The sequence below is a fragment of the Actibacterium sp. genome, assembly GCF_041584535.1.
Classification (GTDB): domain Bacteria; phylum Pseudomonadota; class Alphaproteobacteria; order Rhodobacterales; family Rhodobacteraceae; genus Actibacterium_D.
Window position 1 is genome coordinate 1 of sequence record NZ_JBFHDW010000333.1, and the last position, 2,552, is coordinate 2,552.

The 2,552-nt window shown below is 61.6% G+C and carries 2 protein-coding genes; one reads left to right on the forward strand and one right to left on the reverse strand.

The features are described from left to right. On the forward strand, positions 1-721 hold a 721-nt coding region (locus ABYW26_RS13210), incomplete at its 5' end, for a branched-chain amino acid ABC transporter permease (RefSeq protein WP_372605378.1). Positions 722-867: 146 nt separating this feature from the next. Here ABYW26_RS13210 and ABYW26_RS13215 read toward each other — a convergent pair. After that, a partial coding sequence (locus ABYW26_RS13215; protein WP_372605380.1) for a Hint domain-containing protein occupies positions 868-2,552 on the reverse strand: 1,685 nt, incomplete at its 5' end.

Consider the following 2,552-nt stretch of genomic DNA (forward strand, 5'->3'; position numbering starts at 1 on the left):
AACGCTGGGCATTGGCGAAATCATCATCGCGGTGATGAAGAACGAAGAATGGCTGGCGCGCGGCGTCAAGAACATGGTCGGCCTGCCCCGCCCCGTGCCCTACGAGGTCGATCTGCAGGAAAGCGACAGCTTTGTCGCGCTGGCGACCGGAGTCGGCATCGACCCGATCACCGCCTCGACCCTTACGGTCAAACTGGCCTATGCCGGGCTGTTTCTGGCGGTGCTGCTGGGGGTGATCCTGCTGAGCGAACTGGCTCTGAAATCGCCCTGGGGCCGGATGATGCGCGCCATTCGCGATAACGAGACCGCCGCCGCCGCAATGGGCAAGAACGTCACCGGGCGCCACCTGCAAATCTTCATCCTCGGCTCGGCCGTCTGCGGGATCGCGGGTGCGATGCTGACCACGATGCACGGACAACTGACGCCCGGCTCGTATAACCCGCTGCATTACACCTTCCTGATCTGGGTGATGGTGATCGTTGGCGGCTCGGGCAATAACTGGGGCGCGGTTCTGGGCGGGATGCTGATTGGCTTTCTCTGGCTGCAATCGGAACAATTCGGCGGCGCGGTGATGAATGTCATCACCTCGGGCATGACCGATGGTTCGCCGCTGAAAACCCACTTGCTGGACAGCGTCGCCCATATGCGGCTGTTGATGATGGGGATCATCCTGTTGCTGGTGCTGCGCTTCAGCCCGCGCGGCCTGATCCCTGAACGCTAGGCCCGGTCTTTTTCTTGGTCCAAATACTCAAATCCGACCGCGCCTAAATCCGCGAACCTGTCGGCTGAACGTAAAAACGCCGGGGCCCCCCACCCCGGCGTTTTTTGGGTGCCCGCGTCCGGGCAGCCCCTAGCAACCTATGCCATTCAGAAGCTGAGCAACCGCGCCTCGTGCTTTTTCAGGGTCTTGCGCGCGGCGGTATAGTCTTTCAGACCGTCCTCGGTTTTCAGCTCGGGGAACAATTCAAAGATCTCGTTCCGCTGCGCGTTGCCCATGCCTTTCAGCGTGTAATCGCCGGGCTGGAAGCTTTCGGTCCACGACCCGTCGGACAGCACCACCTCGTGTTGGTCGAACATAAAGTGGATGTAGGTCGTGTTCATCGGGTTCAGCGCGTGGATGCCGCGAGTGTTGACCAGATGTTTTGCCGCCACCAGAACTTCGCGCTCTTCGAAATACAGCGCCGTGCGGTCGTTGGCGACCAGCATCCGGTGGTTGGGGCTGACGATCATGTCACGCTCGGGCAGGCCCTGCCCCAATGCACCGGCCTTGATCAGCACCGGTTTCAGGTGCTGCGCCTTGGCAAGGTCGCGGCCAGTCAGGGCTTTTTCGCCGATCCAGCGGATTTCCTGAATGCCGTTGTCGCGGGTGATCACCTTGTCGCCGGGTTTCAGATCCTGAACCAGACGCTCGCCCTTGGGCGTGGCAATCCGCGCGCCGGGGGTAAAGCAGGGGATGACATCCTCGATATTCTCGAAGTCCATCGTGCCCAGCGTTCCGCCGCCATTGTCGTAGAAGGTGACAAAGCCGTCAAAGCCGTTCCCGTCGCTGTCGACATTGGTATAGGTGACCTTGACGCTGCCACCAGCCGGGGCTGCCCCGGTCAAATCCAGTGTATCCCAGTCATCGCCGGTGGCGCCGCCATCGACGAAATCGCCGACATTGCCGCCAAGGAACAGGTCGCGGTCGGCGTCGCCATACAGCGTATCGACCCCCTGCCCGCCGGTGATGATGTCGTTGCCGTCGCCGCCGTGGATTTCATCCTCGTCGATGCCGCCGTCGATCACGTCATTGCCGCCATCGCCATAGATGACGTCATCGTCATCCTGACCAAAGATGGTGTCGTTACCGTCGCCGCCGTGGATCACGTCGCGACCGTTATCCTGCACCAGATCGATGCTGTCGGGGATGTTCAGGCTGTCCGGGAAGATCGGATCAAGGCCGCCATAGATCGTATCGTTGCCATCGCCGCCGTCGATCGTATCCGAGCCCTCGCCGCCGACGATATAGTCGTCGCCGTCACCGCCATCGATCGTGTCGTCGTCAAAGCCGGCATTGATCGTATCGTTGCCCGCACCGCCAAAGATCACGTCGTCATCGTCGCCGGTGATGATCGTGTCATCGCCCGAGCCGCCATCGACAAAGTCCTTGTCGTTGTCAGGGTCGGCATCCGACGGGAACAGGCCGGGATAGCCGCGATCGGGCAACGGCGCACTGCTCAGCGGTGCCGAGGTGTCGATGAAGTCGTCGCCATCCTCGCCATAAACGGTGTCATTGCCGTCGCCGCCATAGACGGTGTCGTCGCGTGCGCCCGCGGTGATGGTGTCGTCGCCATCGCCGCCATCGATAAAGTCGACATTATTGCCGCCCGAAATCGTGTCGTCGCCGCCATCGCCATATAGCGTGTCGTCGCCGCCTCCGCCGGTGATGGAGTCGTTCCCGTCGCCGCCGTGGATCTCGTCATTGCCCGAGAACCCGTCGATGATGTCGTCTCCGTCGCCACCGTAAATCAGGTCGTCGTCGCGGCCACCGATGATCGTATCATTGCCCTTGC